Below are 22,200 nucleotides of genomic sequence, written 5' to 3' on the forward strand. Positions count from 1 at the left end.
CCCGCCTTCTGGCGGGTTTTTTCGTTTCTACTGTTGGACCTGGGGATTGACGCAGTTTTTCTCCACGTTTCCACGCAGCGCGGCGATCAGATTTTCCACCGCGGTGGCCGCCATGTTGTAACGCGTCTCATGCGTGGCAGAGCCGATGTGCGGCAGCGCGACAACATTCGGTAGCGACAGCAGCGGGGAATCTACCGGCAGCGGCTCCTGTTCAAACACGTCCAGACCGGCCGCGTGGATCTCGCCATTTTGCAGCGCCGCAATTAACGCCTTCTCATCCACGACCGGACCACGACCCGCGTTGATGAAAATGGCCGATTTCTTCATCTTTTCAAACGCCGCTTTGCCAATCAGATGACGGGTTTCGTCCGTCAGAGGCAGGATCAGACAGACAAAATCCGCTTCCTGCAACAGCGTATCTAACTCGCAATAACGGGCGTTGAAGCGTTCTTCGGCTTCACTGTGATGGCGACGCGCGTTATACAGAATCGGCATGTTAAAGCCGAAATGTGCACGCTGTGCCAGGGCCAGACCGATCCGGCCCATGCCCACAATCCCCAGCGTTTTGCCATGAACATCCACCCCGAACCAGTCCGGGCCGATGCTTTTTGTCCATTCGCCCGCTTTGACGCGCCCGGCCACTTCCACCACACGGCGGGCAGTACTGAGTATGAGCGCCATCAGCGTGTCGGCCACGGTCTCCGTCAGGGCATGAGGTGTATGCATCAGCAGGATCTTGCGGGCGTTGAGGGCGTCCACGTCAAAATTGTCGTAACCCACGGAAACGGTTGAGGTAGCACGAAGCTTCGGCATTTTTTCCAGCAACGCCACATCCACTTTTTCGCTTGAACCCAGCAGGCCTTCGGCACGGGCGAACACATCGGCGTGTTGTGCCACGGTCTCCGGACTTAGGTTCTTCACCTGTGTGACGGTGAAGTGTTCTTCCAGGCGTTTTTGCAGATCATCAGGCAGTGCTTTATACAAAATGACGGACGGCTTCATGCTTATCTCCGTTGATTTTTAAAGATTCAGGCGTGGCGTGCGCCGACGGGAATTTGTTGATTATTAGCAGGCTTAACAATCAGAGTAAGCCACACAGAGGCGAAAAGTGCCACCCCCATAAAAATGTATGAGGCTGACGGGCTGCCGGTTGCACCGTTCAGGTAACCGACAAACCACGACCCGCAGAACGACCCCAGCGCACCCATACTGTTAATCAGTGCCATGGCACCGCCTGCCACGTTACGCGGCAGCATCTCCGGGATGATCGCAAAGAAGGGACCATACGGGGCGTACATCGCCGCACCGGCAATCACCAGCAGCGTATACGAGGCCCAGAAGTGGTTAGTGCCCACGGCCCAGGAGCCAATGAAGGCAAAGGCAGCGATCAGCAGCAGTGGCCAGACAAACAGTTTACGATTTTGCAGTTTGTCCGATGCCCAGGACGCAATGATCATCGCTATGGTCGCCGCCAGATACGGGACGGATGACAGCCAGCCCACTTCGACCATGCCGAGGTTTTCACCGCCGCTGCGGATAATGGACGGCAACCACAGCACGAAACCATACACGCCGATGCTCCAGGTAAAATACTGCGCACACAGCAGGATTACGTTGCGGGAACGGAAGGCTTCGCCATAGTTACGCACCGCCTTCAGCCCTTGCTGTTCTTTATCCAGCTGCGCCTGCAGGGCAGCTTTTTCATCTTCGGAGAGCCATTTCGCCTGAGCAGGCTTATCTTTTACCAGCACCCACCAGCAGAAGGCCCAGATGATTGCCGGCACCCCTTCGATGATAAACATCTCGCGCCAGCCGAAAGACTGGATCAGGTAGCCGGACACCACTGACATCCACAGCACGGTGACCGGGTTACCGAGGATCAGGAAGGTATTCGCACGGGAGCGTTCAGATTTGGTAAACCAGTTGCTGATGTAGATCAGCATGGCCGGCATAACCGCCGCCTCAACTACCCCAAGGATAAAGCGAATGGCGGCCAGGGCAGGGATATTATTGACTACGCCGGTCAGTGACGCGCAGGCACCCCACAGGATCAGACAGATGAAGATCAGCTTACGCACGCTGCGGCGTTCGGCATAGATTGCGCCGGGGATCTGGAAGAAGAAGTAGCCCAGGAAGAAGAGGGCGCCCAGCAGAGACGAAATACCTTTGGTGATCCCGAGGTCTTCGGTGATCCCCGCGGCGGATGCGAAACTGAAGTTGGCACGATCAAGGTACGCCAGGCTGTACGTGATAAACACGATTGGCATGATGTACCACCAGCGTTTTACTGCATTGGTCGAACTGTTCATAGGCTTGCCTCTGTTGTTGAGGTTGTTACCGCCGTTGTCTGTAGGGTACACGGTGGTTTAATTATATGTGCGGGTCGTTGCCCTCACCCTGGCCCTCTCCCATGGGAGAGGGATTTACTCGTTAAGCTGTGCGCGCGTCGGCAATCCTTCACTGTCACCCTGCACCTGAATGGCCAGCGAGCCGATCCAGTTGCCCCGAGCGATAGCCTGCGGCAGCGGTTTGCCTTCCAGCAGGGCGCTTATGACCCCGACGGCAAAGCCATCACCCGCACCGACGGTATCGACCACGTTCTCAACCTTCACGGCTGCGACGGCGCCTTGCTCGCCATCCGCTGTTTTAAACCATGCGCCATCGGCACCGGTTTTCAGTACCACCGCTTTTACCCCTTTATTCAGGTAAAAATCGGCAATCCCTTCCGGTGTGTTTTCACCGGTGAGGATTATTCCTTCTTTCACGCCCGGAAGAACCCAGTCAGCCTGGAACGCCAGACGGTTCAGCTTCTCGACCATCTCCGCCTCGCTTTTCCACAGCACCGGGCGCAGGTTAGGATCAAAAGAGATCGTCTTACCCTGGGTCTTCATGGTGGTCGCGGCATGATCGAGCAGCTCATATGAGCTGGCTGACAGCGCGGCTGCCACGCCGCTCAGGTGCAGATGGCGTGCACTCGCAAAGTAGTCGGCGTGATAATCTTCCACCGAGAGATGGCTTGCCGCCGACCCTTTGCGAAAGTATTCCACGATGGGATCGGTTCCATTTTCGACTTTCGATTTCAGCTGAAAGCCGGTCGGGAAGCGTCCATCGAGCGTCACGCCTGCGGCATCAATCCCCTCTTTTTTCAGCGAATCGAGAACGAAGTGACCAAAGCTGTCATCACCCACGCGGCTGACCCAGCCTGTTTTCAGGCCAAGGCGTGCCAGCCCCGTCGCCACGTTCAGCTCTGCGCCAGCCACGCGTTTGATAAAGTGCTCTACCGTGCTCAGCTCACCGGTTTCGGTGGCAACAAACATCGCCATGGCTTCACCGATAGTGATGACATCCAGCGTCTTGTGCATGGTTTACTCCTCGCGCAGCAGGTTAACGTAATGGCGGGTGACGGCGGTTAAGTCCGCCCCTTCCAGCGGGAACTCGATCCCGCGTGGGGCATCGGCAGGAAGCTGACTGAGCAGAGCCAGCCAGCGCGCATCGGCGCGATCCGGCGCGACAGCGCGGAACTGCGCTTTATGCGGTACGGCAGCTTTCACGTGGATATAGCTGACCGCCGGAGCCAGATGGTGTGCCGCTTCTTCCGGCGAGTCGCCAACCCACAGCCAGTTTCCCATGTCGAACGTCAGCGTAACGGGGAGCGCCATTTCCCGGCAGGCGGTCTGGAAGCGCTGCATCGGCGCAAGCTGGCCGCAGTCCGTCTGGTCGTTTTCGACCACCAGCGCCATGCCGCTCTCATTGAGCAGGGTACGCAGAGCGTCTGGCGGTTGCGTGTCGCTGAAATGTCCCAGAGAAACCTTCAGCCACAGGGCGTTCAGCGTGCTGGCTTCGGAGAGATAGCGGGGAAGATCGGGATTGAGGGTACCGTCGGGCATAAACAGCGCAGCGGGCGCGGAATAACACGCCAGCAGACCCAGCAGCTCGATAGATTCACCCAGCGCAGGTAGCGCCAGTAACTCTTCGTTGCTGAACAACTCCCGACGGATTTCTACGCCGTCGGCCCCCGCGCCCGCAATCACGGGCAGCATTGCCCGTTGACCACCCGCCTGTCGCACCTGTTCCGCGCCATACGCGGCGGTAACCACCATTATTTTCCTGCCCATCTTTGGACTCCATCCAACGCACATCGATACTATTACGCTAGATGGAACCGGTTCCAAAGAAAAGTTCAGGATGTTGAATTTATGATCGACATCACAAGGGGAAATTAACGGGCTGTGGAGCCGCGAACAATCAGCTCGCCGGAAAACACCTGCTCGCGCACGGCATCGCTGATCCCTTCAATGCGACGAACCACTTGTTCAACAGCGGCATAGCCGATTTGCCAGGTGGGTTGTTTCAGCGTGGTAATGCCTACGCCGGCCAGTTCAGCCCACTCCAGTTCATCGAAGCCCAGCAGACCGATATCGCTGCCCCAGTGCAGACCAATGCGTTTGAGTGAGCGGGCGACCTGGAGGGTCAGCGCCCCGTTGGCGGAGATGACGGCTTTGCGCATTCCGCGGTGGCGGGTGTGGAACTGGCGCAGGGTATTGTCGAGCTGGTCGGCTTCATGAAGCGGGGTTTCGGCATTTTCGGCGATCACGCCAGGATAGCGCTCAAGCGTGGCGCGAAATGCGCTCAGTCGCTCGCGACGGGTATTCACCATGCCCAGCGGTTCGCTCAGGAACAGGATTGCTTCGAAGCCCTGTTCGATCAGATGTTCGGTGGCAGTCGTGGCCGCCTGGGTGTTATCCAGCCCGACGACGTCGCAGGCGAACTCCGGGATTTTACGGTCGATAAGTACCATCGGCAGGGAAGATTGCTGTAGCCGGTTTAACCCTTCCTCCCGCATCCCCACGGCATTGACCACGATACCTTCCACCTGGTAGCTGCGCAGCAGATCGAGATAATGCAGCTCCTGATCAACCTCGTTGTTGGTGTTACAGACCAGCGGGGTAAAACCTTTCTCGCGACAGGCGGCTTCGATACCGCTCAGCACGTTTACCGAGTAGGGGTTGGTAATATCGGCGATGATAAGTCCGATAAGACGGGTACGGCCACGTTTAAGCCCGCGCGCCATGATGCTGGGGCGGTAGTCGAGATCGGCAATGGCCTGCTCAATTCGTGCCAGCAGCGCATCGGAAAGCAGGTGTTTCTCGCCGTTGAGATAGCGTGAAATACTGGTTTTACCGGTTCTGGCGGCTTTCGCCACGTCGCTGATGGTGGCCCGCGTTGGTTTGCTCATCACTGAATTCCCTGACTTTAGTGAGAATACCTTAGCGGGAAAATCAACGATGGCAAGGGGTTCATGCCGGGGTGTGCGGTCTGATGCCCTCACCCCGACCCTCTCCCATGGGGAGAGGGGGAAATGCGATTACTGAATTGGACTTAACGTAATTTCAACGCGACGGTTCTGCGCTTTGCCTTCCGCCGTGCTGTTGCTGGCGATAGGGTTTGCCGGGCCCATGCCGCTGGTGCGGATACGGGTCGCTTCAACGCCCTGGGTGATCAGCGAGCTGGCTACGGAATCAGCACGCTGCTGAGACAGACGCATGTTCAGATCCTGGCTGCCGGTGCTGTCGGTGTAGCCAATCACGTTCACGGCGGTCTTGTTGTACTCTTTCAGCACCATCGCCACGCCGGTCAGGGTGTTCGCACCGGCTGGTTTCAGCGTTGCGCTGCTGCTGTCGAAGGTCACGTTGTTAGGCATATTCAGGATGATGTTGTCTCCGCTGCGCGTGACGCTCACGCCGGTGCCTTTCATTTTGTCGCGCAGTTTCGCTTCCTGTACATCCATGTAATAACCGACGCCGCCACCGAGCGCTGCGCCTGCCGCTGCGCCAATCAGCGCGCCTTTACCGCGATCTTTTTTGGAGGAGGAGAGCGCACCGACACCCGCCCCGACCAGTGAACCGATACCCGCGCCGATGCCGGATTTACCCGCTTCGCGTTCACCGGTGTATGGGTTTGTTGTGCAGCCAGAAACAGCCAGTGCACCGCTCACCAGAGCGGCAATAACGAGTACGCGTTTTTTCATCTTCTTTCCTTAATCCTTTTTATTCTTTGCCACGACGGACGTGGCAGTTGATTATGACGTCCGGATACGGAGAAAATTCCGGGGATAACTCTGAAATTTGTGACAAACCATAAACGGCCTCAATAACAAGACCGTAAACCTGCACGCAACCAGGAGCGCACGCTTTGAGCACCTCAACAAAAACCATTCTGACCGCCGCCCACTGGGGACCGATGCTGGTTGAAACCGACGGCGAAAATGTCCTGTCTTCCCGTGGGGCATTGCCAACACAACACCCCAACTCTTTACAGACCGTCGTTCGCGATCAGGTGCACAGCAAAACCCGCGTGCGCTGGCCGATGGTGCGTAAAGGATTTCTGGCTTCGCCGGACAAGCCGCAGGGCATTCGGGGACAGGATGAGTTTGTGCGTGTGAGCTGGGATGACGCGCTGGCGCTGATCCACGCCCAGCACAAGCGCATCCGCGACAGCTACGGGCCTGCATCCATTTTTGCCGGCTCTTACGGCTGGCGATCCAACGGCGTGCTGCATAAAGCATCGACATTGCTGCAGCGCTACATGAGCCTGGCTGGCGGCTACACGGGCCATCTGGGGGATTACTCCACTGGCGCGGCGCAGGCGATCATGCCGTACGTCGTCGGCGGTAATGAGGTTTATCAGCAGCAGACCAGCTGGCCGCTGGTACTGGAGCATACCGAGGTGGTGGTGCTGTGGAGTGCCAACCCTCTCAACACGCTGAAAATTGCCTGGAATGCTTCCGACGAGCAGGGTATTGGCTATTTTGATGCGCTGCGCAAGAGCGGTAAGCGCATCATCTGTATTGACCCCATGCGCTCTGAAACCATGGATTTCTTTGGTGACAGCGCCGAATGGCTTGCCCCGCATATGGGTACCGACGTGGCGATGATGCTGGGTATCGCCCATACGCTGGTGGAGAATGACTGGCACGACGCCGACTTCCTCGCGCGTTGTACTTCGGGCTTCGACACATTCGCCGATTATTTGACGGGTAAAACGGATGGTGTTGCCAAAACGGCAGCGTGGGCAGCCGATATTTGTGGCATTCCTGCGGACAAGCTCCGTGAACTGGCAGCGTTGTTCCATGAAAACACCACGATGTTGATGTCCGGTTGGGGCATGCAGCGCCAGCAGTTTGGCGAGCAGAAACACTGGATGCTGGTGACGCTTGCCGCGATGCTCGGGCAAATTGGTACCCTGGGCGGTGGGTTTGGGCTCTCATATCACTTCGCCAATGGCGGCAACCCCACCCGCAGAGCCGCCGTGCTGGCCTCCATGCAGGGGTCGGTACAGGGGGGTGTTGATGCTGTCGATAAAATTCCGGTGGCGCGTATTGTTGAAGCCCTGGAAAACCCGGGCGGGTTTTATCAGCACAACGGCCTGGATCGTCATTTCCCGGATATTAAATTTGTCTGGTGGGCGGGCGGGTCGAATTTCACGCACCATCAGGACACCAATCGTCTGATCCGCGCCTGGCAGAAGCCGGAGCTGGTGGTCATTTCGGAATGCTTCTGGACCGCCTCGGCCAAACATGCCGATATCGTACTGCCGGCCACCACCTCGTATGAGCGTAACGATCTCACCATGACCGGTGACTACAGCAATCAGCATATGGTGCCAATGAAGCGCGTGGTGGCACCGCGTGATGAAGCGCGGGATGATTTTGACGTATTTGCGGAACTGAGCGAACGCTGGGAAGCGGGCGGTCGTGAGCGTTTCACCGAAGGGAAAACCGATCTTGAGTGGCTGGAAACGTTCTATCAGATTGCCGCTCAGCGCGGTGCAGCTCAGGGCGTGACGCTGCCGCCGTTTGCTGAATTCTGGGAAGCGAACGCGATATTTGAAATGCCGGAGAGCGAGCAGAACGCGCAGTTTGTCCGTTTCGCTGATTTCCGTCGCGACCCGGAGAACCATCCGCTGAAAACCGAGAGCGGGAAGATCGTGATCTACAGCGAGCGCATTGCCCGCTTTGGGTACGCGGATTGTCCTGCGCATCCGACATGGCTTGAGCCGGACGAGTGGCACGGCAATGCCCAGCCGGAGCAGCTCCAGGTGTTATCCGCACACCCTGCACATCGTCTGCACAGCCAGCTTAACTATACGTCGCTGCGGGAGCAGTATGCAGTCGCCGGGCGGGAGCCGATCACGCTTCATACTGAAGATGCGAAAGCGCGCGGGATTGCCGATGGTGATGTGGTGCGCGTCTGGAACCACCGTGGGCAGGTATTGGCTGGGGCGGTGGTGAGCGACGGAATCAAACCTGGCGTGATTTGCATCCACCAGGGGGCGTGGCCGGATCTGGCTCTGGACGAGGGCGGTATTTGTAAAAACGGTGCCGTTAACGTGCTGACCAAAGATCTCCCCAGCTCGAAGCTGGGGAATGGCTGCGCGGGCAATACGGCGCTGGCCTGGGTCGAGAAATATCAGGGTCCTGAGCTTACCTTAACGGCGTTTGATCCGCCTGCCAGCTCATGATCCACGTCGGGTGTTGGGTATCCTCCTGCCAGGCGCTGTCTTCGATGCGAAAGCCCTGGGCATGGTAGAAATTCACCGCCCGGACATTTTTCTGATACACCTCCAGGCTTAAGTGCGGAAAGCGCTGTTGAACGTGGTTCAGCAGCGCACGCCCGATGCCTTTCCCGATGTACGTCGGTGCGACAAACAGTGCGCCGATAAACTGAGACTGCATCACGCTGATAAATCCGTAAGGTTCGCCATCCTGTTCCCAGACCCAGGTTTCTGCTGAAGGCAGGTAAACGTCCCGCACCATGGCCTCGTTCTCTTTCCAGTAGCTCGCCTTGATAAACGGGTGCGCCTCGGTGGTGCTTTCGAGCCATAGGCTCAAAAGCGGCGCGGTATTCTCACTTTGCCATTTGCGGATCATGATGGCCTCCTGGGTGACAGAAGCAGCCGGTAACATGGTCATTGACCAGGCCACAGGCCTGCATAAAGGCGTAGCAGATGGTGGAGCCGACAAACTTAAAGCCGCGTTTTTTCAGCGCTTTCGAGAGTGCGTCTGAGGCCGGAGTCGAAGCGGGAATTTCTGCGAGCGTGGTGGCCTGCGTGATTTGCGGATCGTTATTCACAAACGTCCAGACAAACTCTGAGAACGATTCACCGTTTTGTTCCATTGCCAGGTAAGCCCGTGCATTGCCGATGATGGCCTGGATCTTACCGCGATGGCGGATGATACCGGCATCCAGCACCAGTCGCTCCACGTCGTCGTCGGTCATCGCGGCGACCCGGACGGGATCGAACTGATGGAAGGCATTGCGGTAGTTTTCCCGTTTCTTCAGTACCGTAATCCATGACAAACCCGCCTGCTGACCCTCCAGGCAGATCATCTCGAAAAGCTTTTTGCCGTCCGTTTCCGGCACGCCCCATTCCCGATCGTGATAGTCGATATAGAGCTGATCCTGGCTTACCCAACCGCAACGTTGCATCGGTTTTCTCCCTTATGACACGGTTATCGCTATAAATTTCATTCCGTCAGGCTTGACGTGTCTAGTATAAAGACAATAGTTAATACAGGGCCATAAGCCCTAACACTCTTCCTGAACAATGATAAAAATCGCCGAATTCGGCTCTCTCTGGAGTCGCTTTGATGATGATAAAAAAAATCAGTGGTCGCCATGCTGTTTCTGGCCTGGTGGGGATCTCAGCCTGTTTGTTTTTTTGTCACTCAGCATTTGCCTGGCAACAGGAATATATCGTTTCAGACCCGCAAAGTAATACGACGGAACGTTATACATGGGATGCGGATCACCAACCGCGTTATGACGATATCCTGACTGAACGCATTCAGTCCTCACAAAACGCACCGGGGCTCGCTCTGAATCTGCCGTCTGGCTTGACGCCAGCCGGGGCCATGAGCGTCGGCTGGAATTTTCCGCTTTCAGGCCGTATAACGACCGGCCCGGTAGTGGCGTGGCGTTATGACGGCACGACGTCGATGATGATCAATGAGTTTGGTGATAGCGTGACAACTCAGGCGTTGACCGACCCTCTCTGGCATGCCAGCGTGAGTACGCTTGGCTGGCGCGTGGATACGCACTATGGCGATCTCCGTCCCTGGGCGCAGATTAGCTATAACCAGCAGTATGGTGAAAACCAGTGGAAGTCCCAGTTTGGGATGCCGCAAACGCCCGCCCTGGCCCAAAATGGGAACTGGATGGATGTCACCGTAGGCACCGATATTCCGTTCAACACGCATATGGCGGCGTATGCCTCCTTAGCGCAGGGGGAGGGCGATACGACGGGAGAAGCGTTTCTGTACACGCTGGGCGTGAGTGCAAATTTCTGACGTTGTAACTTTTTAAAACGTAACGATAACATATTAAATACAATATCCATGGGGTTTGTAGCGATAGCAGGCACTAACAAACGTTCGCTTCATTCCCCGACAAGGTCATTCATTCCTGATTCCAGGCATTTCATTCCGTTCCTCCTGCATTTCATGCCGTTTTCCCCCAGGCGGATCAGGGTTTTGTTTATCGTTGTCCTCAGCAAATTCCCTTACTTTTTCTTGCAGGACAACTGCCATGAATACATCTTCCTACAACCGTACACGCTGGCTGACACTTTTTGGCACCATCGTCACCCAGTTTGCGCTGGGCTCGGTCTATACCTGGAGCCTGTTTAACAGTGCGCTGTCCGACAAGCTCGGCGCGCCGGTCAGCCAGGTGGCGTTCTCTTTCGGTTTACTGAGTCTTGGGCTGGCGTTGTCCTCTTCCGTCGCAGGCAAGTTGCAGGAGCGGTTCGGCGTGAAGCGCGTCACGATGGCCTCTGGGATCCTGCTGGGATTAGGCTTTTTCCTGACGGCACATTCCAACAACCTGATGATGCTCTGGCTGAGCGCCGGAGTACTGGTCGGTCTGGCGGACGGTGCCGGTTATCTGCTGACGCTGTCAAACTGCGTTAAATGGTTCCCGGAGCGTAAAGGGTTAATCTCTGCGTTTGCCATCGGCTCTTATGGTCTGGGCAGTCTTGGATTTAAATTTATCGACTCTCATCTGCTGTCTTCTGTGGGGCTCGAAAAAACCTTTATGATCTGGGGCGCTATTGTTCTGGTGATGATCCTGTTTGGCGCAACCCTGATGAAAGATGCGCCGCAGCAGGAGGTAAAAACCGTTAACGGCGTGGTAGAGAATGACTTCACCCTGGCACAATCCATGCGTAAACCCCAGTACTGGATGCTGGCGGTGATGTTCCTGACGGCCTGTATGAGTGGTCTGTATGTGATTGGTGTGGCAAAAGATATCGCGCAGGGCATGGTTAAGCTGGATGCCATGACGGCGGCAAACGCGGTGACGGTGATCTCCATCGCTAACCTGTCTGGTCGTCTGGTGCTGGGGATCCTGTCCGATAAAATTGCCCGCATCCGTGTGATTACCCTTGGACAGGTGGTGTCGCTGGTGGGAATGGCGGCGCTGCTGTTTGCGCCTCTGAATGAAGTGACCTTCTTTGCGGCGATTGCCTGCGTGGCCTTTAACTTCGGCGGTACCATTACGGTGTTCCCGTCACTGGTGAGCGAGTTCTTTGGTCTGAACAACCTGGCGAAAAATTACGGCGTCATTTACTTGGGGTTCGGTATCGGCAGTATTTGCGGTTCGTTAATTGCGTCACTGTTCGGCGGATTCTATGTCACCTTCTGCGTGATATTCGCCCTGTTGATTATTTCGCTGGCCCTGTCGACGACGATTCGACAACCGCAGCGCGAAGTGTTTAACGAAGCGCATGCATAACCTGACTGAAAGAGGCTTTAACGGCCTCTTTTATTTCTTTCCGATACGCTTCCAGACTTGTTATTTTGTAAAAATTTGCACCGATCACATTCTCTGCTGCCACTTTTCTCCCCCGCTGTGGTCTACTTACCGCGCTTGTAGACGTTTCTGATAACGCTTTCTTACGCATTTACTTACTCTGTCTGCTTTCTCACTGAGATTCGGCGGGTCTTTATACCCCTTCCCCCAGGGTTGTTTGAATGAAATACATTAGGTCTATTACCCAGCAAAGATTGTGTCTGATGCTGGCTGTCTATATCGGATTATTTCTGAATGGCGCGGTGCTGTTCAGACGAGTGGAAGGTTATTTCGAAGACCTCACCGTAAGAAATGGAATTTTTGCTGCTATTGAAGTGTTCGGCTCCGTCCTCGCTACATTTTTCCTGCTACGCTTGCTTTCACTCTTTGGCCGCCGCACGTGGCAAATTCTGGCCTCGCTGGTGGTGATTATTTCCGCCGCTGCCAGCTATTACATGACCTTTATGAACGTGGTCATTGGCTACGGTATTGTTGCGTCGGTAATGACCACCGACATTGACCTCTCTAAAGAGGTGGTAGGAAAAGGCTTTATTGTCTGGACAATTTTGACCTGTCTAATCCCACTCTTCTTTATCTGGAGTAATACCTGCCGCTATACGTTATTGCGCCAGTTGCGCACTCGCGGACAGCGGATCCGCACTGTCGCTGTGGTCCTGCTGGCCGGTTTGCTGGTATGGGCGCCTATCCGCCTGATGGAAAAACAGCAAAGAAAAGTCGAAAAAGTGACGGGCGTGGATATGCCAAGCTACGGCGGCGTAGTCGCCAACTCTTATCTGCCGTCCAACTGGCTGTCGGCGCTAGGTCTTTATGCCTGGGCGCAGGCGGACGAATCCAGTGATGTGAAATCGCTGGTTAACCCGGCCAAAAAATTCACTTACCAGGCTCCTGCTGATGGGCTGGATGATACTTACGTGGTTTTTGTTATCGGCGAAACGACGCGCTGGGATCATATGGGCATTCTCGGTTATGACCGCGATACCACCCCAAAACTGGCGCAGGAAAAGAATCTGGTGGCTTACCGCGGCTACTCCTGCGATACCGCGACGAAGCTGTCGTTGCGCTGTATGTTTGTGCGTGAAGGCGGTGCGAGCGATAACCCTCAGCGTACCCTCAAAGAGCAAAACGTGTTCGCTGTGCTGAAGCAGCTTGGCTTTAGCTCCGACCTGTTCGCCATGCAAAGCGAGATGTGGTTCTATACCAACACGTTGGCGGATAACATCGCCTATCGCGAGCAGATTGGCGCCGAGCCACGTAACCGTGGAAAGAGTGTCGATGATATGTTGCTGCTCCAGGAGATGTCACAGTCTCTGAAAAATCATCCCAAGGGAAAACATCTCATCATTCTGCATACCAAAGGATCACATTACAGCTATTACCAGCGTTACACTCGAGATTTCGCGAAGTGGCAACCGGAGTGTGTCAGCATTAATGCGAGCTGTAGCAAGGAAGAGTTAGTAAATGCTTTCGATAATACCGTTCTCTATGTGGATACGTTCCTCAGCCGTGTGATTGATGAGTTGCGTGATAAGAAAGCGATTGTCATCTATGCGGCAGACCACGGTGAATCCATTAACGAAAAGGAACATTTGCACGGTACGCCGCGCAAACTGGCACCGCCGGAACAGTTCCGTGTACCGATGATTATGTGGATGTCAGATAAGTACCTGGAAAATCCTGACAAAGCCAAAATGTTTGCCCATCTGAAACAGCAGGCCGACATCAAGGTACCGCGTCGTCACGTTGAACTATACGACACCATTATGGGCTGCCTGGGTTATACCTCGCCGGACGGGGGGATTAACGAGAATAACAACTGGTGTAAACTGCCTGAAAGCAGCCAGAAAGCCGCGCAGTAGCTTGCCTGGCGAGTTTATCGCCAGTTGAATGGCTTTTTTAAATTAAGGGATTGACGGGGGCGCACCTCAGCAGTAAGATGCGCTCCGCATTCGGCGAGTAGCGCAGCTTGGTAGCGCAACTGGTTTGGGACCAGTGGGTCGGAGGTTCGAATCCTCTCTCGCCGACCACATTTAAAAAAGGGCTAACCGCAAGGTTAGCCCTTTTTGCATTAACGCTTTATTCATACAGATTATTCAAAACGCCCCTTAGCCCTGCTTCTCCCTGTCTGTTAGTGATTTTGTGACATAATCCATTGTATTTTTTTATATATAGATTGATCTTTTTTCGCGTTGCTTATGGATAACCTCAGCATTTTTCGCTGTGCGTTTTAACGTTCGCGGTATTTAGTGCTCAGATAATCACCGTTCTGCAAGAAAATTTACCCATTCTGAATAAAAGTTAATCACTGATTGTTGCGAAATATGAAGATAATTGTGCTGCAACATGGCGAGTAGCATAAATTTCCCTGCTGAAAACTGGCGCTCATAGTTTTTTTAATCTTTGTTTGCGGTTTCTCACACTCAGCGTAAATCCCCGTCACCTGTATTGACGTTTTCACATTCTGTTGACAGATTGTAGGGCACGAGGGGCATTTCAGGGACGATCTGCGCTGCAACTCAAACGCTCTTCTGAAAGGATTCTCCATCCCTTTAACGCCTTCGGGCATCACCGACCGGACCGGGTAAAAAATAAATAAAGGTCAGGCGGCGTAACACAACAAAGCAAAACATCACATTGGAGCAGAATAATGAGTATTTCCTTGAAGAAGTCAGGGATGCTGAAGCTTGGTCTGAGCCTGGTGGCTATGACCGTGGCAGCAAGCGTACAGGCAAAAACCCTGGTTTACTGTTCTGAAGGCTCGCCGGAAGGCTTTAACCCACAGCTCTTTACCTCTGGTACGACTTACGACGCAAGCTCTGTGCCGATCTATAACCGTCTGGTTGAATTCAAAACCGGTACCACGGAAGTTATTCCTGGCCTGGCGGAGAAGTGGGACGTTAGCGAAGACGGTAAAACCTATACCTTCCACCTGCGCCAGGGCGTGAAGTGGCAGGACAGCAAAGAATTCAAACCAACGCGCGACTTCAACGCCGATGACGTTGTGTTCTCCTTCGATCGTCAGAAAAACGCTCAGAACCCGTACCACAAAGTGTCCGGCGGTAGCTATGAATACTTCGAAGGGATGGGTCTGCCAGACCTGATCGCTGAAGTGAAAAAAGTTGACGATAAAACCGTGCAGTTCGTGCTGACTCGCCCGGAAGCGCCATTCCTGGCTGACCTGGCCATGGACTTCGCCTCTATCCTCTCTAAAGAGTACGCGGACAACATGCTGAAAGCCGGTACGCCGGAAAAAGTGGACCTGAACCCAATCGGTACCGGCCCGTTCCAGCTGCTGCAGTACCAGAAAGACTCCCGTATTCTGTACAAGGCGTTCCCGGGTTACTGGGGTACCAAGCCACAGATCGACCGTCTGGTCTTCTCCATCACGCCTGATGCGTCTGTGCGTTACGCAAAACTGCAGAAAAACGAATGCCAGGTTATGCCCTACCCGAACCCGGCTGATATTGCCCGCATGAAGCAGGACAAGAACATCAACCTGCTGGAGCAGGCTGGCCTGAACGTGGGCTATCTCTCCTTCAACACCGAGAAGAAACCGTTTGATGACGTGAAAGTGCGTCAGGCGCTGACCTATGCGGTGAACAAAGAAGCGATCATCAAGGCCGTTTACCAGGGCGCTGGCGTTGCGGCCAAAAACCTGATCCCACCAACCATGTGGGGCTATAACGACGACGTTAAAGACTACAGCTACGATCCTGAGAAAGCGAAAGCGCTGCTGAAAGAAGCCGGTCAGGACAAAGGCTTTACCGTAGAGCTGTGGGCGATGCCGGTACAGCGTCCGTACAACCCGAACGCACGCCGTATGGCTGAAATGGTGCAGGCTGACTGGGCGAAAATTGGCGTTCAGGCCAAGATTGTCACTTACGAGTGGGGTGAGTATCTGAAGCGCGCCAAAGCAGGTGAGCATCAGGCGGTGATGATGGGCTGGACCGGTGACAACGGGGATCCGGACAACTTCTTCGCTACCCTGTTCAGCTGCGCGGCGGCTAAAGACGGTTCTAACTACTCTCGCTGGTGTTACAAGCCGTTTGAAGACCTGATCCAGCCGGCGCGTGCCACCGACGATCACAACAAACGTATTGAACTCTACAAACAGGCACAGGTTGTTATGCACGATCAGGCTCCGGCTCTGATTGTTGCTCACTCCACCGTGTACGAGCCAGTGCGCAAAGAAGTGAAAGGCTACGTGGTTGATCCGCTGGGCAAACACCACTTCGAAAACGTTTCTGTTGAATAATCAGTAGGGTGTTTTCCCTCTCCCTGTGGGAGAGGGCAGGGGTGAGGGGCGTGCCATGCTAGCCCTCACCCTAACCCTCTCCCGCGGGAGAGGGAATTTACATTTGTGAGCAATACAGACGTCACGCCACTGGTCGTGCGTCTTCAGAGAGAATCCGGGTTATGTTGCAGTTCATCCTCCGACGTCTGGGACTTGTCATCCCCACGTTTATCGGTATCACCCTTCTCACTTTTGCCTTCGTCCATATGATCCCCGGCGACCCGGTAATGATTATGGCGGGCGAGCGTGGTATTTCCCCTGAACGTCATGCGCAGCTGCTGGCTGAACTCGGCCTCGATAAGCCGATGTGGCAGCAGTACCTCCATTATATTTGGGGCGTCATGCACGGCGACTTAGGGATTTCACTGAAAAGCCGTCTTCCGGTGTGGGACGAGTTCGTGCCGCGTTTTAAAGCGACACTGGAGCTTGGCATCTGCGCCATGATTTTCGCCACTGCGGTGGGTATCCCTGTTGGGGTGCTGGCCGCCGTTAAACGTGGCTCTATTTTTGACCATACCGCCGTGGGCCTGGCGCTGACCGGCTACTCCATGCCTATCTTCTGGTGGGGCATGATGCTGATTATGCTGGTCTCGGTGCAGCTTAACCTGACGCCGGTCTCCGGACGCGTCAGCGATATGGTCTTCCTCGATGATTCCAACCCGTTGACCGGCTTTATGCTGATTGATACGGCTATCTGGGGCGAAGAGGGCAACTTCATTGATGCGGTCGCGCATATGATCCTGCCCGCAATGGTGCTCGGCACGATCCCTCTGGCGGTGATCGTGCGTATGACCCGTTCCTCCATGCTGGAAGTGCTGGGCGAGGATTATATTCGTACCGCGCGTGCCAAGGGCCTGACGCGTATGCGAGTCATCATCGTACATGCGCTGCGTAACGCCATGCTGCCGGTGGTGACCGTTATTGGTCTGCAGGTGGGTACGCTGCTTGCAGGTGCGATCCTGACCGAAACCATCTTCTCCTGGCCGGGCCTTGGCCGCTGGCTGATTGACGCACTGCAACGCCGTGACTATCCGGTCGTGTAGGGTGGTGTATTGCTGGTCGCGACGATGATTATTCTCGTCAACCTGCTGGTCGATTTGCTGTACGGCGTGGTGAACCCGCGTATTCGTCATAAGAAGTAAGGGGCCATCATGTCACACGTTTCTGAAAATAAAGTGGTTGCTGCACCGGTTCCAATGACGCCGCTGCAGGAATTCTGGCACTACTTCAAGCGCAACAAAGGCGCGGTGGTGGGGCTGGTTTATGTCTCTATTATGATCCTGATTGCGGTGTTTGCGAACGTGCTGGCACCGTATAACCCGGCCGATCAGTTCCGTGATGCTCTGCTTGCGCCACCGGCATGGCAGGACGGCGGTAGCCTTGCCCACCTTCTGGGTACCGATGATGTGGGTCGCGATGTGCTGTCACGTCTGATGTACGGCGCGAGGCTGTCGCTGCTGGTCGGCTGTCTGGTGGTGGTATTGTCGTTGATCATGGGGATCGTCCTCGGCCTGGTCGCGGGGTATTTCGGCGGTATCGTTGATAACATCATCATGCGTATTGTCGACATCATGCTGGCGCTGCCAAGCCTGCTGCTGGCCCTGGTGCTGGTGGCGATATTTGGCCCGTCGATCGGTAACGCCGCGCTTGCGCTGACCTTTGTGGCACTTCCTCACTACGTGCGTTTAACCCGTGCGGCGGTGCTGGTGGAAGTGAACCGCGATTACGTCACGGCGTCTCGCGTGGCAGGTGCCGGTGCGTTGCGCCAGATGTTCGTCAATATCTTCCCGAACTGCCTTGCGCCGCTGATTGTTCAGGCGTCGCTCGGTTTCTCTAACGCCATTCTTGATATGGCCGCTCTTGGCTTCCTGGGCATGGGTGCGCAGCCGCCAACACCGGAGTGGGGCACGATGCTCTCCGACGTGTTGCAGTTCGCACAAAGCGCCTGGTGGGTTGTTACCTTCCCGGGTCTGGCAATCCTGCTGACGGTGCTGGCATTTAACCTGATGGGTGATGGCCTGCGCGATGCACTTGATCCCAAACTGAAGCAGTAAGAGGCACGAAATGGCGTTATTAAATGTAGATAAATTATCGGTGCACTTCGGCGATGAAGGCACCCCGTTTCGCGCCGTGGACCGCATCAGCTATAGCGTAAATCAGGGCGAAGTGGTTGGCATTGTTGGGGAATCCGGTTCCGGTAAGTCAGTAAGTTCGCTGGCGATTATGGGGCTGATTGATTACCCGGGCCGCGTGATGGCGGAAAACCTGCAGTTCAATGGTCAGGATCTGAAGCGCATTTCCGAGAAACAGCGCCGCCAGCTGGTGGGCGCGGAAGTGGCGATGATCTTCCAGGATCCGATGACCAGTCTGAATCCCTGCTACACCGTAGGCTTCCAGATTATGGAGGCGATCAAGGTTCATCAGGGGGGTAACAAGAAAACCCGTCGTCAGCGCGCGATCGACTTGCTGAACCAGGTGGGGATCCCTGATCCGGCATCGCGCCTTGATGTCTACCCGCATCAGCTTTCCGGCGGGATGAGTCAGCGTGTGATGATCGCGATGGCGATTGCCTGTCGGCCAAAACTGCTGATTGCCGATGAGCCGACCACAGCGCTGGACGTGACCATCCAGGCGCAAATCATCGAGCTGCTGCTGGAACTGCAGCAGAAAGAGAATATGGCGCTGGTGCTGATTACGCACGACCTGGCGCTGGTGGCCGAAGCGGCACACAAAATCATCGTGATGTATGCAGGACAGGTGGTGGAGACCGGAAGTTCGCACGATATCTTCCGCGCACCGCGTCATCCGTATACGCAGGCGCTTTTACGTGCGCTGCCGGAGTTTGCTCAGGACAAAGCGCGTCTGGCGTCGCTGCCGGGCGTTGTCCCGGGCAAATATGACCGACCGCAGGGTTGTCTGCTTAATCCGCGCTGCCCGTATGCGACCGACAAATGCCGTGCAGAAGAGCCTGAGCTGAACCAGCTGGCTGATGGTCGTCAGTCGAAATGCCACTACCCACTCGATGATGCCGGGAGGCCAACACTATGAGTACGCAACAGGCCACCACGCAACAACCGCTGTTGCAGGCTATCGACCTGAAAAAACACTACCCGGTGAAGAAGGGGATTTTTGCCCCTGAGCGCCTGGTGAAAGCGCTGGACGGCGTCTCCTTTACCCTCGAACGCGGCAAAACGCTGGCGGTGGTCGGGGAGTCCGGCTGCGGCAAATCAACCTTAGGCCGTCTGCTGACGATGATTGAAACGCCTACCGGCGGTGAACTCTATTATCAGGGACAGGATCTGCTCAAGCACGATCCGCAGGCGCAGAAGCTGCGCCGCCAGAAAATCCAGATTGTGTTCCAGAACCCGTACGGTTCATTGAACCCGCGCAAGAAAGTGGGGCAGATTCTGGAAGAGCCGCTGCTGATTAACAGTAATCTCAGCAAAGAGCAGCGTCGTGAAAAAGCGCTGGCGATGATGGCGAAAGTCGGCCTGAAAACTGAGCATTACGATCGCTACCCGCATATGTTCTCTGGCGGTCAGCGCCAGCGTATCGCCATCGCCCGTGGTCTGATGCTCGACCCGGACGTAGTGATTGCCGATGAACCGGTCTCAGCGCTCGACGTTTCCGTACGCGCACAGGTGCTGAACCTGATGATGGATCTGCAGCAGGAGCTGGGGCTGTCTTACGTGTTCATCTCCCACGACCTGTCGGTGGTAGAGCATATCGCTGATGAAGTGATGGTCATGTATCTGGGGCGCTGCGTGGAGAAGGGGACAAAAGACCAGATCTTTAATAATCCTCGTCATCCGTACACCCAGGCGCTGCTGTCTGCGACGCCGCGTCTGAATCCGGACGATCGTCGCGAGCGTATTAAGCTGACCGGTGAACTGCCAAGTCCGCTGAATCCACCGCCGGGATGTGCGTTCAACGCCCGCTGCAGCCGCCGCTTTGGCCCTTGCACCCAGCTACAGCCGCAGCTGAAAGATTATCGCGGTCAGCTGGTGGCCTGCTTTGCGGTCGATCAGGATGAAAACGGCGAAAAGCCGCAGGCGTAAACAAAAAAACCGGCGTTAAGCCGGTTTTTTTTATGTCCGCTTACCTATTTCCGCAAACGAATCTGATCGACAGCGTGTTTCTCACTCTTGGTGAGGATCAGGCTTGCAAGCTCGCGTGTCGGGAGAATGTTCTCTTTCAGGTTTACGTAGTTGATTTCGTTCCACAGCCCGGTCGCCACCTTAACCGCCTCTTCTTCAGAAAGCTGGGCATAGTGATGGAAATAGGAGTCCGGGTCAGTAAACGCCCCTTCGCGGAACTTCAGGAAGCGGTTGATATACCAGTTTTGCAGCAAATCTTCTGGCGCATCGACATAAATAGAGAAATCGACGAAGTCAGAGACAAACACATGATGTGGATCGTGAGGGTAATCCATCCCGCTTTGCAGAACATTTAACCCTTCCAGAATCAGAATGTCTGGCTGCACCACCGTTTTGTCTCCGCCCGGGATGCGATCGTAGATCAGGTGCGAATAGACCGGCGCCGTGACGTTAGGCACGCCGGATTTCAGGTCAGAGACAAATTTCACCAGACGGTGCATATCATAAGAGAGCGGGAAGCCCTTCTTCTTCATCAGCCCGCGTTCTTTTAACACCTCATTCGGGTGCAGGAAGCCGTCGGTCGTGATCAGCTCCACGCTGCGGTGTTCTGGCCAGCGGCTCAGGAGAGCCTGCAGGACACGCGCGGTGGTGCTTTTACCCACCGCCACGCTGCCGGCAATACTGATGATATAAGGAATGCGTTGACCGTTGGTACCGAGGAACTGCTCCAGCACCGCCTGACGGCGCAAGTTGGAACTGATATAGAAGTTAAGCAAGCGAGAGAGGGGGAGATAAATTTCTGCCACCTCTTCCAGGGACAGATCTTCGTTTATCCCTTTTAACCGTGCGATTTCACCTTCCGTCAGCGTCATAGGGACGGAATCACGCAGGGCAGCCCACTGGCTGCGGTTAAAGTGAAGATAAGGCGTCATTAACGTTTGCTCTTTTTTGCTCATAAGCATGCTTCAGCGAGCCAGCACAACACTGCCGGATCATGGCTCATCACACAGTTAATTTTGGACAATGGGCAGGAGGTTAACACCAGATGACAGGAATAATAAGAAAAAAGATGGAAAGCGCTGCGTTACGCGGGAGCCATCACGCTACGGTGTATACAGTGCAAAAGCCACGTTTATGTTGAATATTTGACCGTGAATGACTACTTTTACAGCGCCTGGCGCATACTTCGCATAAAATGTGAGCGAAAGAACGTTTTATGCAAATTTTTAGTTGCATGACCGCGCAGGTATCCATAGAATGCGCGCTACTTGATGCCGACTTAGCTCAGTAGGTAGAGCAACTGACTTGTAATCAGTAGGTCACCAGTTCGATTCCGGTAGTCGGCACCATCAAGTCCGGTGGGGTTCCCGAGCGGCCAAAGGGAGCAGACTGTAAATCTGCCGTCACAGACTTCGAAGGTTCGAATCCTTCCCCCACCACCACTTTCTGGCAGCGTAAATGCCGCCGGAGCTGGTTTAAAAGCTGAATCAGCTCGAACTTAAAAAGAGAGAAATCTCTTTTTTTGTTACAGAAAGAACTGGGTAGCCGAGTTTCAGGATGCGGGCATCGTATAATGGCTATTACCTCAGCCTTCCAAGCTGATGATGCGGGTTCGATTCCCGCTGCCCGCTCCAATACGTGCTGATATGGCTCAGTTGGTAGAGCGCACCCTTGGTAAGGGTGAGGTCCCCAGTTCGACTCTGGGTATCAGCACCACTTCACTTCTCCTTCCCGTTTCTCTCTGTTTCAATTTTACTTTATTCAACAGTTCAGGCATTTCGCCTGGTTGATGTGGTGATATCACCGATTTATCCGTGTCTTAGAGGGACAATCGATGTCTAAAGAAAAGTTTGAACGTACAAAACCGCACGTTAACGTCGGTACTATCGGCCACGTTGACCATGGTAAAACAACGCTGACCGCTGCAATCACTACCGTTCTGGCA

19 protein-coding genes, 5 tRNA genes and 1 pseudogene are annotated in these 22,200 nt (G+C 55.0%); 15 read left to right on the forward strand and 10 right to left on the reverse strand.

Translation table 11 applies throughout. The features are described 5' to 3' along the window. Positions 1-27: 27 nt before the first annotated feature. The 6 genes from ghrB to EKN38_RS24310 form a co-directional block, all read right to left on the reverse strand. Positions 28-1,002, reverse strand: coding sequence for a glyoxylate/hydroxypyruvate reductase GhrB (ghrB, locus tag EKN38_RS24285; protein WP_014830219.1), 975 nt, complete (start codon positions 1,000-1,002; stop codon positions 28-30). Positions 1,003-1,028: 26 nt separating this feature from the next. Then, positions 1,029-2,309: an MFS transporter gene (locus EKN38_RS24290; RefSeq protein WP_014830220.1), complete on the reverse strand. Its 1,281-nt coding sequence runs from the start codon at positions 2,307-2,309 to the stop codon at positions 1,029-1,031. Between the two features lie 114 nt (positions 2,310-2,423). Continuing rightward, complete coding sequence (locus tag EKN38_RS24295; protein WP_014830221.1) at positions 2,424-3,362, reverse strand: sugar kinase; 939 nt, start codon at positions 3,360-3,362, stop codon at positions 2,424-2,426. Between the two features lie 3 nt (positions 3,363-3,365). Continuing rightward, on the reverse strand, positions 3,366-4,115 hold the full coding sequence (locus EKN38_RS24300; protein ID WP_014830222.1) for a sugar phosphate isomerase/epimerase family protein: 750 nt from the start codon (positions 4,113-4,115) through the stop codon (positions 3,366-3,368). A 104-nt stretch (positions 4,116-4,219) separates the two neighbouring features. Further along, positions 4,220-5,236: a LacI family DNA-binding transcriptional regulator gene (locus EKN38_RS24305; RefSeq protein WP_014830223.1), complete on the reverse strand. Its 1,017-nt coding sequence runs from the start codon at positions 5,234-5,236 to the stop codon at positions 4,220-4,222. 129 nt (positions 5,237-5,365) lie between these two features. Further along, positions 5,366-6,028 carry an OmpA family lipoprotein gene (locus EKN38_RS24310; protein WP_014830224.1) on the reverse strand — a complete coding sequence of 221 codons (663 nt, stop codon included), beginning with the start codon at positions 6,026-6,028 and terminating at the stop codon, positions 5,366-5,368. A 164-nt stretch (positions 6,029-6,192) separates the two neighbouring features. On the opposite strand from EKN38_RS24310, the gene EKN38_RS24315 reads away from it, so the two are divergent. After that, a complete protein-coding gene (locus tag EKN38_RS24315; protein ID WP_071841821.1) occupies positions 6,193-8,520 on the forward strand; it encodes a molybdopterin guanine dinucleotide-containing S/N-oxide reductase in 2,328 nt (775 codons plus the stop codon). Here the strand turns inward: EKN38_RS24315 and EKN38_RS24320 are convergent. Both EKN38_RS24320 and tag read right to left on the reverse strand, forming a co-directional pair. After that, on the reverse strand, positions 8,483-8,929 hold the full coding sequence (locus EKN38_RS24320) for an N-acetyltransferase (RefSeq protein ID WP_014830226.1): 447 nt from the start codon (positions 8,927-8,929) through the stop codon (positions 8,483-8,485). The two genes, EKN38_RS24315 and EKN38_RS24320, sit on opposite strands and share 38 nt — an antisense overlap. Beyond that, entirely contained in the window at positions 8,907-9,488 is a 582-nt protein-coding gene (gene tag / locus EKN38_RS24325) for a DNA-3-methyladenine glycosylase I (RefSeq protein WP_014830227.1), read from the reverse strand. The genes EKN38_RS24320 and tag overlap by 23 nt, the downstream gene beginning before the upstream one ends. Before the next feature lie 161 nt (positions 9,489-9,649). Between tag and EKN38_RS24330 the strand changes: the two genes are divergently transcribed. After that, positions 9,650-10,348 (forward strand): autotransporter domain-containing protein, encoded by a 699-nt coding sequence (locus tag EKN38_RS24330; RefSeq protein WP_014830228.1) that lies wholly within the window; start codon positions 9,650-9,652, stop codon positions 10,346-10,348. Positions 10,349-10,453: 105 nt separating this feature from the next. Here the strand turns inward: EKN38_RS24330 and EKN38_RS26115 are convergent, their stop codons facing one another. Continuing rightward, the gene (locus EKN38_RS26115) at positions 10,454-10,588 is read right to left on the reverse strand and encodes a hypothetical protein (protein ID WP_257256371.1); all 135 of its coding nucleotides are present in this window, start codon (positions 10,586-10,588) and stop codon (positions 10,454-10,456) included. On the opposite strand from EKN38_RS26115, the gene EKN38_RS24335 reads away from it, so the two are divergent. The 8 genes and pseudogenes from EKN38_RS24335 to dppF all read left to right on the forward strand — a co-directional run bounded on the left by EKN38_RS24335 (position 10,587) and on the right by dppF (position 20,216). Beyond that, positions 10,587-11,789: an MFS transporter gene (locus EKN38_RS24335; protein WP_014830229.1), complete on the forward strand. Its 1,203-nt coding sequence runs from the start codon at positions 10,587-10,589 to the stop codon at positions 11,787-11,789. The two genes, EKN38_RS26115 and EKN38_RS24335, sit on opposite strands and share 2 nt — an antisense overlap. A 239-nt stretch (positions 11,790-12,028) precedes the next feature. Continuing rightward, positions 12,029-13,723 (forward strand): kdo(2)-lipid A phosphoethanolamine 7''-transferase, encoded by a 1,695-nt coding sequence (gene eptB, locus EKN38_RS24340; protein WP_014830230.1) that lies wholly within the window; start codon positions 12,029-12,031, stop codon positions 13,721-13,723. Positions 13,724-13,814: 91 nt separating this feature from the next. Next, positions 13,815-13,891 (forward strand) — tRNA-Pro (locus EKN38_RS24345). A gap of 620 nt (positions 13,892-14,511) precedes the next feature. Beyond that, the gene (gene dppA, locus EKN38_RS24350; RefSeq protein WP_014830231.1) at positions 14,512-16,119 is read left to right on the forward strand and encodes a dipeptide ABC transporter periplasmic-binding protein DppA; all 1,608 of its coding nucleotides are present in this window, start codon (positions 14,512-14,514) and stop codon (positions 16,117-16,119) included. A 161-nt stretch (positions 16,120-16,280) separates the two neighbouring features. Further along, positions 16,281-17,300, forward strand: a pseudogene (gene dppB, locus EKN38_RS24355) (dipeptide ABC transporter permease DppB). Between the two features lie 9 nt (positions 17,301-17,309). After that, positions 17,310-18,212: a dipeptide ABC transporter permease DppC gene (gene dppC / locus EKN38_RS24360; protein ID WP_014830233.1), complete on the forward strand. Its 903-nt coding sequence runs from the start codon at positions 17,310-17,312 to the stop codon at positions 18,210-18,212. Between the two features lie 10 nt (positions 18,213-18,222). Next, complete coding sequence (gene dppD, locus EKN38_RS24365) at positions 18,223-19,206, forward strand: dipeptide ABC transporter ATP-binding protein (protein WP_013094994.1); 984 nt, start codon at positions 18,223-18,225, stop codon at positions 19,204-19,206. Continuing rightward, positions 19,203-20,216, forward strand: a complete 1,014-nt coding sequence (dppF, locus tag EKN38_RS24370) for a dipeptide ABC transporter ATP-binding subunit DppF (RefSeq protein ID WP_014830234.1) — start codon at positions 19,203-19,205, stop codon at positions 20,214-20,216. Before dppD ends, dppF begins: the two co-directional genes overlap by 4 nt. A gap of 44 nt (positions 20,217-20,260) precedes the next feature. Here dppF and coaA read toward each other — a convergent pair whose 3' ends face one another. Continuing rightward, positions 20,261-21,211, reverse strand: coding sequence for a type I pantothenate kinase (gene coaA / locus EKN38_RS24375; protein WP_126522944.1), 951 nt, complete (start codon positions 21,209-21,211; stop codon positions 20,261-20,263). Between the two features lie 317 nt (positions 21,212-21,528). Here coaA and EKN38_RS24380 point away from each other — a divergent pair. From EKN38_RS24380 to EKN38_RS24400, 5 genes are all read left to right on the forward strand, one after another. Beyond that, positions 21,529-21,604 (forward strand) — tRNA-Thr (locus tag EKN38_RS24380). 8 nt (positions 21,605-21,612) lie between these two features. Continuing rightward, a tRNA-Tyr gene (locus EKN38_RS24385) sits at positions 21,613-21,697 on the forward strand. A 117-nt stretch (positions 21,698-21,814) separates the two neighbouring features. Beyond that, positions 21,815-21,889, forward strand: a tRNA-Gly gene (locus tag EKN38_RS24390). 6 nt (positions 21,890-21,895) lie between these two features. Next, a tRNA-Thr gene (locus tag EKN38_RS24395) sits at positions 21,896-21,971 on the forward strand. Between the two features lie 118 nt (positions 21,972-22,089). Next, positions 22,090-22,200: GTP-binding protein (locus EKN38_RS24400; protein WP_001336758.1), on the forward strand; the 111-nt coding region annotated here is incomplete at its 3' end.

It is taken from the genome of Enterobacter sp. WCHEn045836, assembly GCF_003965585.1.
Classification (GTDB): Bacteria; Pseudomonadota; Gammaproteobacteria; order Enterobacterales; family Enterobacteriaceae; genus Enterobacter; species Enterobacter dissolvens.

Coding starts and splice junctions, on each gene's coding strand:
- ghrB (WP_014830219.1), bottom strand. CDS start 1,002: ATGAAGCCGTCCGTCATTTTGTATAAAGCACTGCCTGATGATCTGCAA.
- EKN38_RS24290 (WP_014830220.1), bottom strand. CDS start 2,309: ATGAACAGTTCGACCAATGCAGTAAAACGCTGGTGGTACATCATGCCA.
- EKN38_RS24295 (WP_014830221.1), bottom strand. CDS start 3,362: ATGCACAAGACGCTGGATGTCATCACTATCGGTGAAGCCATGGCGATG.
- EKN38_RS24300 (WP_014830222.1), bottom strand. CDS start 4,115: ATGGGCAGGAAAATAATGGTGGTTACCGCCGCGTATGGCGCGGAACAG.
- EKN38_RS24305 (WP_014830223.1), bottom strand. CDS start 5,236: ATGAGCAAACCAACGCGGGCCACCATCAGCGACGTGGCGAAAGCCGCC.
- EKN38_RS24310 (WP_014830224.1), bottom strand. CDS start 6,028: ATGAAAAAACGCGTACTCGTTATTGCCGCTCTGGTGAGCGGTGCACTG.
- EKN38_RS24320 (WP_014830226.1), bottom strand. CDS start 8,929: ATGATCCGCAAATGGCAAAGTGAGAATACCGCGCCGCTTTTGAGCCTA.
- tag (WP_014830227.1), bottom strand. CDS start 9,488: ATGCAACGTTGCGGTTGGGTAAGCCAGGATCAGCTCTATATCGACTAT.
- EKN38_RS24330 (WP_014830228.1), top strand. CDS start 9,650: ATGATGATAAAAAAAATCAGTGGTCGCCATGCTGTTTCTGGCCTGGTG.
- EKN38_RS24335 (WP_014830229.1), top strand. CDS start 10,587: ATGAATACATCTTCCTACAACCGTACACGCTGGCTGACACTTTTTGGC.
- EKN38_RS26115 (WP_257256371.1), bottom strand. CDS start 10,588: ATGGCAGTTGTCCTGCAAGAAAAAGTAAGGGAATTTGCTGAGGACAAC.
- eptB (WP_014830230.1), top strand. CDS start 12,029: ATGAAATACATTAGGTCTATTACCCAGCAAAGATTGTGTCTGATGCTG.
- dppA (WP_014830231.1), top strand. CDS start 14,512: ATGAGTATTTCCTTGAAGAAGTCAGGGATGCTGAAGCTTGGTCTGAGC.
- dppC (WP_014830233.1), top strand. CDS start 17,310: ATGTCACACGTTTCTGAAAATAAAGTGGTTGCTGCACCGGTTCCAATG.
- dppD (WP_013094994.1), top strand. CDS start 18,223: ATGGCGTTATTAAATGTAGATAAATTATCGGTGCACTTCGGCGATGAA.
- dppF (WP_014830234.1), top strand. CDS start 19,203: ATGAGTACGCAACAGGCCACCACGCAACAACCGCTGTTGCAGGCTATC.
- coaA (WP_126522944.1), bottom strand. CDS start 21,211: ATGAGCAAAAAAGAGCAAACGTTAATGACGCCTTATCTTCACTTTAAC.